Here is a 6253-nt window from a genome sequence, read left to right as displayed (position 1 = left end):
TAAGATCCCTAGAAGATGACTAGGTAGATAGGTCAGAGATGGAAGCATGGCGACATGTGGAGTTGACTGATACTAATCGATCGAGGACTTAACCACAAAGAGTCATTTTTGAAATGAACAACATTGGTCGATATTCGGCTTTCTTGACATCAATTCTTTATCTAGTTTTGAAGGAACAATCCTTCAATTGAATAGTCGTCTGGTGACAATGGCGAAGAGGTCACACCCGTTCCCATGCCGAACACGGAAGTTAAGCTCTTCAGCGCCGATGGTAGTTGGGGGATCTCCCCCTGTGAGAGTAGGACGTCGCCAGGCAAATAGAAAAAGAGTAGCTCATTGGAGTTACTCTTTTTTGTTGATTGTTTTAAAGACTATTTTTCCCTGCTACATTCGGAGAAGTTGACTTCTTCATCTATAAGTTCTACGATAATAGTAAATAGAGGTTTGATTCGAAAGGGTGGTACTCTTGCAAGGATCTTCTAGTACTACGATTGATCAGTTTTTAACATGGCTTGAGCATGAAGGGAAATCATCAAATACCATCTCGACTTACCATCAGGAAATTAAGAAATATGAGAAGTGGCTTCATCAGTACCACAGAGAGTTAATGGACATTACTCAACGTGATGTTCAGGATTACATTTTATTTTTAGAAGAAAAGGGTAAGAGTCCGATCACTACGGATAAAATCTTGGGAGTGATACGTACTTTTGCTAAATATTTAAAAAGACCCGACATTACGTTTGATATAAAGATCAAACAAGGAAGCAAAAAGGATGAGATCGAAACGCTGTCTAAAGAAGAGTGTGAAACACTTTTATCAGACGTAAGAGAAAGTGAAAATGAAAGAAATATAGCGATTGTGTATATGCTGCTTCATACGGGGATACGGGTATCAGAGCTCTGTGCCCTGAATACATCAGATATCAATCTTGTAACGAAACAAGTAAGCGTCTCGGATACCCATGGGGATCAACGGATCATTCCCTTGTCGGATGAAGTGATTCACTACCTTTCTGACTATATGGAAGCTATCCAACCACAGGAAGCATTGTTCGTTTCTAAATCGAATGAGCGATTAACGGAGAGGTCGGTCCAATATATGCTTAAAAAGTTCCATATAAATGCGCAAAAGCTGCGGCATACATTTTGCCAGCATCTCATCGATCAAGGTGTGAGTCTTGAAATAGTATCCAGATTGGCTGGGCATAGGGATATTAATGTAACGAAAAGGTATGCGAAGTCACGCTTGCCTGAAACGCAATTTGAAGATGCGATTCGACGAACTTTTTCGAAGGATTGTTGAAGATTATTTTATTGTGAGGTGGGAAAAGTGAGGGGGAATTAGCACATAGAAGGTGGATGGCAACACCTACACATATCAGAAAGAAATTTGAAGGAAATGTGTTTTGTCCGGCATGCGGTGTCACGACGATTGTAGATTACAGTGTGGATTCCGATAATCAACTATTGGACTGAAAGGAAGCTGCCAAACGTGTGGGCGAAAAGTGGCGAGAGTTATTGAGTCATAATGAAGAAACTTTTTTGGAAAACTAATAATAAAGAAGTTTTTTGTTTTATGTGATTTATTTCACAAGTGAATATGGTAAAATAAAGAATATCAAAATAATAACAGGTGATGTTCGATGAAAGATCTTTACAACAAAGCATTAGCGGCTGTCATATCGCCTCTGTTTTTTGCTCTGTTTATGGGGTGGGCATTGTATACGCCAATGGAAGAAAGAGAACATGAATGTTGTTACATGAATTTTAGTGATGGATTGGTCATGACGATCATGCCTTCGATTCCCATTTACCTTGTCTTTGGCCTTTTAGGGGGATATCTGATTGATAGGGCGACGGATGCTCTGAAAATGAAACGAAACGTGTATTTGTTCCAACTTTTGATGTATACGCTGATAGCCATTCTCCCTGGGATGTTTCTAGCCATTGCGTCAGAGGGGATTGGTTTGACATTGTTATTTGCCATGTATAGTGTACCAGCTACGCTTATCTACTTCCATGTCTTCCTCCTCCTGCACCACTTTGAAAAGTTTAGAAACAAACGAATAAAACTACATGAAGCATGATGGAGTCGGGAGTTTCCGAAAGTCGGAGATTCCTTTTTTGATTGATGATTGAATTTGCTCTAACGAAGAATGATATAATGGGTTTTCCACTACTTGTTTTTACAGATCAGGAGGACACATGCTTACGTCTATACTATTACTCTTCTTGTTATTTCTTTCCCTTGCCGGATGGGGATTATTCTTTCTATACAAGGTGAAGGTTCATCCTGCCTTTATTCCTTTATTTCTATTTTCCAGTGTCACGTTTACGCTATTCGGAGCCGGGTTGCTTCATCAGATGCCAGTGGCAGCGAATATCATCTATTATTCTGGTTTGTTTTTATGTTTGATTTATCTCGTATTATTCTTTTTAAAAAAAATTCCGTTTCAGACTTTGCTGCATCCTTCACTGGTGTTTTTCTCTTTGGCTGTTTTGTTTGTCATGTTTTATATGAGGGGGACCCTCTTTTTAAACTATGATGATTTCAGCCACTGGGGGCTGGTCGTAAAAGAGATTGTGAGGCTTGATGGTCTGCCGGATAGCAGTACGCTGGTGACTTTTCAGAACTATCCGCCTGGAAGTGCCGTGTATATTTACTATTTTCTCAATCATTTAGGGTTCCATGAAAGTTTGGCATTGATGGCACAAGGTTTCATGACGATGGCTGGATTCACAGTTCTCTTCACGTGGAGTTCCTGGAAAAAGCCATGGACTGTCATATTGCCTTGGGTAATTGCCTTTACACTCCTATTAGTGAATGCGAAAATCTTCTACAGTTTACTGGTGGATATTATTCTTGGGTCAGTGGCATTAGCAATTCCATTAGTCGCTTATTACTACCGTAAGAATTGGAAAATGATGCTTCTGGTGAACATTCCGATTGTGATTCTTTTAATTCTATTGAAAGATAGCGGAAAGGTTTTTCTATTGTTTAACGGAATCGCTATGCTAGGTATACTGATTGCCTCACATCGGGAAGGAATTGAAAAGAGAATCGATATGGTCATGCCTTATGCTTCGTTGGTTCTGTTGATGGTTCTTCCTTTACTTGGGAATTTGCTATGGCACACTTATACGTTACAAGCCTATAGTGAGAACTATGGAGATAATAAATTTGCCATTACAGAGGATAAACTGAAGGATATTCAGAAATCGGAGGAGTTCTTGACAGGTTTTGATGGAATGATGCTGGACGCTGCGTTGAATCCTTTGTCGTCGCCTCATGTGATGGCATTATTGGTGGTCAATCTGATTGCCGTTCTATTAATGATCAGAATGAAGCGCAAAACGCCTAATGAACTCGTGGCTTCGTTTGTCCTGTTTAATCTTTTTTACGTTCTGTACATGTGTTCTCTCTATTATATGTATGTGTATCTGATGCCTGAGAATGAAGCGTCAAGGCTTGCAGGGTTTAACCGCTATCAATCGACCATTACGGTGTATGCAGGCGGCATGCTCATGACGGTGGTTGCCTATGTATGGTCTAACTATGTGAAATCCTTTAAAAGGATGAAGGGCATTCTACTGGCTGTCTGTTTCTTAATCCCGTACATAGGACATCTGGAAATATTGGTGACCCGTCCGGAAGCACATGTTGAGCGTAGGGGCGACGTGAAGGAGTACTCTTCTGTGATTAAAACATCAGGGGTATCGGAACCTATGATTACGTATTATAGTCCTGGGAGTGCAGATGACGGAGGTTATTTCAGCTACTTGATCAGATATGAACACCTGTCAATGAACTATTCCTTCATCAAAGGTGTTGAAACAGAAGATCAGCTCTCCTATTTGAAGGAAGTATTGATGAAATCGGATTTTCTGATGGTGCTGGAGGCTGACGAACACTTACAAGATGGGTTATCTCACTATACAAGCCATAAAATTTCGGAAGGTGTGTACCGGATAAAACGGGAGAAGGATTTGTTTGAACTGGTGCCTGTGCAATAAAGTGTAAAGCCAATCCATTGATTATATACAATGGATTGGCTTTTTTTAAACAAATGATTAATTAATCATGGCCGTAATCTTCTAAGTTTATAAGGAAATCAACCAATAACTTCGCTTCGTCTGGAGAAACAAGTCCACCAGGCATAATGCCACGCCCATCTTCTAAAATGGTGAGGATGTCTTCTTCTGACATCCTTTGACTTAAACCGACCAATTCAGGCCCTGCTCCGCCTTCCAGGTAGCTCCCGTGGCAACTGATACATGTCTCTTTGATAATCTCAATCGGCAATCTTTCCCTCTGTCCCTGGACTTCTTCAGAGAACACTTCCTTCACACTGATCGTTTCATTCATGACTAAGCGATTGTTCTCTAAGGCTTTAATCCGATAGGAACTAGTAAATCCTTTGATCATTTCTGTTCCGTTTTGATAAGTGATCTTGAATTCTTCATATGTATCGGCAGTGAATTCGGACGGGGTATTTTCTTTGATATGTTGAACTTCAACGATGAGCACTTCTTCTGTCAAACCCTTGCGATTAATCGTCCTAATCGATTCTTGACTTTCCTTATACATTTTCCCATACGGGTCTAGTAAAGGTTCGATGTATGAGAAGTCTTCCTTTCTGATCGCCTCCATACCTAACACAACATAATTTTCTACTAGTTCCCTTATATCCTCATCTTTAACAGAAGGGGCTGCCGCATTCTCCTCTATGGGTTCTGCTTTGACGGGCTTAACGGTTTTCTTTTCTTCTTGAAGAGAGACTGTTTTTGATTGAATGGGTGTCTCTGGCATCGGGGGTGTATTGTCCGAAAGGTCTTCGGATTGACTATCAAATCTTGCAAATACAGATTGAATGGGAGGTTCTCCGAAATTTACACCTCTCGTTTGAAAATAGGCAGTAGGGGAGTAAATGCTATCCCAGTTTGCCGTTACATCTACTTTCACGACAAATCTTTTGTCATCGGGATGTTGATTAAAGAGAACTCTTATGTGCATATCCTTCTTTTTATAATCGGACAGGTATTCGTTTAGGGTGCCTTCGCTAAAGAATCGATCATTCGCTTCAACATAGGACGCCACATCATAGGAAATTTCCTCAGCAACGGGTTTCGCTACGAAGAAATAGAGGGACCATTCCAGTGCTTTTAGAATGACGAGTCCCAGGAAGAAGAAGGAAATCAGTCCTTTGATTATATTCTTCATTATTGTCATTTTACTAACTCCTGATATTCATAATGTATTCTTCTGTATTATCGGTTACTAGTCTAAAATATTTATGAAAAACCCAATTAAAACCAGTTATTTTGTCGTAACTTTTAGAATCGCCATCTACACGTATATACAAATTTTGTACTCTATCTCCTCTATCATATGATCCATAGACTATATCTAATGGGGGATGAGAATGAGGAAATTTGTGTTAGGGGTTCTGGCCATTGTTACATTATCTACATTAGCTGGGGGGAAGTATCATTGGGATCAAAGAGTTGAGGCTGTCCAGGTGAAAGGTCATACTCAAAAAGTATCTGGTTATCGAACAGGTGTGATTATAGAAGAGAATAAGGAAAAAGCAGCGGCTGAAGAAGTGAAGAAAAGACTGGTGAAATTAGATAAGTTGAATTATCTTCCGCCAGAATTAAAAGACACGTTTAAGAAAAAGATTGAAGGTGATGAACCCGTTCATCTGATGATTCTTGGATCTTCTTCTACTCCTGGGAAGGAAGGGGCGTGGCCGAAAGAACTAGAAAAGAAGCTGCTCGACACGTACGGTCACGATTTGATAAAGGTGACATTGAGGGAAATCGCTGAAAAAACTTCACAACAGGTTGTGAAGGAGGAAATACATAAACCACTGGCTGATATGAAGCCGGATATTCTCTTACTGGAACCATTTCTATTGTATGACAACGGGGAAATAACAATGTCGAACCGCATTAAAAATCTTGAGACGATCCTTTCAGATTTCAAGAAACAGAATCCTGAAATCACCTTCATCATCCAACCTTCCAATCCCATTTCAGGCGCTTATTACTACCTTCAGGAAGAAGCTAATTTAGAGAAGTACACCAGAGAGAGAAAATACGTGTACCTTAACCATTGGGACGCATGGCCCGATTACAATAAGAGTGAATTAAAGGACTATTTAACTGAGGAGAATATACCTAACGAAAAAGGGAATAAAGTCTGGTTCGAATATTTAATGAAGTATTTTATAAGGGGATAGCTCCCCGA

At 40.0% G+C, this 6253-nt stretch carries 5 protein-coding genes and 2 rRNA genes; 6 read left to right on the top strand and 1 reads right to left on the bottom strand.

The genetic code is table 11. The annotated features are described in order from the left end of the window. From ACQKFO_RS14305 to ACQKFO_RS14285, 5 genes are all read left to right on the top strand, one after another. Positions 1 to 96: ribosomal RNA gene (locus ACQKFO_RS14305) — 23S ribosomal RNA — on the top strand; the annotation flags it as partial. A 102-nt stretch (positions 97 to 198) separates the two neighbouring features. Continuing rightward, a 5S ribosomal RNA gene (gene rrf, locus ACQKFO_RS14300) occupies positions 199 to 315 on the top strand. Between the two features lie 151 nt (positions 316 to 466). Further along, on the top strand, positions 467 to 1306 hold the full coding sequence (locus tag ACQKFO_RS14295) for a tyrosine-type recombinase/integrase (protein ID WP_427599493.1): 840 nt from the start codon (positions 467 to 469) through the stop codon (positions 1304 to 1306). A gap of 340 nt (positions 1307 to 1646) precedes the next feature. Then, the gene (locus tag ACQKFO_RS14290) at positions 1647 to 2090 is read left to right on the top strand and encodes a hypothetical protein (protein ID WP_427599491.1); all 444 of its coding nucleotides are present in this window, start codon (positions 1647 to 1649) and stop codon (positions 2088 to 2090) included. Between the two features lie 118 nt (positions 2091 to 2208). Next, positions 2209 to 4017 carry a hypothetical protein gene (locus tag ACQKFO_RS14285; RefSeq protein ID WP_427599490.1) on the top strand — a complete coding sequence of 603 codons (1809 nt, stop codon included), beginning with the start codon at positions 2209 to 2211 and terminating at the stop codon, positions 4015 to 4017. A gap of 61 nt (positions 4018 to 4078) precedes the next feature. On the opposite strand, the gene ACQKFO_RS14280 is transcribed toward ACQKFO_RS14285, so the two are convergent. Further along, positions 4079 to 5233 (bottom strand): c-type cytochrome, encoded by a 1155-nt coding sequence (locus ACQKFO_RS14280; protein ID WP_427599488.1) that lies wholly within the window; start codon positions 5231 to 5233, stop codon positions 4079 to 4081. A 193-nt stretch (positions 5234 to 5426) separates the two neighbouring features. On the opposite strand from ACQKFO_RS14280, the gene ACQKFO_RS14275 reads away from it, so the two are divergent. Further along, complete coding sequence (locus ACQKFO_RS14275; protein WP_427599486.1) at positions 5427 to 6245, top strand: SGNH/GDSL hydrolase family protein; 819 nt, start codon at positions 5427 to 5429, stop codon at positions 6243 to 6245. The last annotated feature ends 8 nt before the right edge of the window (positions 6246 to 6253 follow it).

This window comes from Rossellomorea sp. NPDC071047, assembly GCF_050270195.1.
Classification (GTDB): domain Bacteria; phylum Bacillota; class Bacilli; order Bacillales; family Bacillaceae_B; genus Rossellomorea.
The sequence above is the reverse complement of the archived record's forward strand: the minus strand, read 5'-3'. Positions and strand labels throughout refer to the sequence as shown.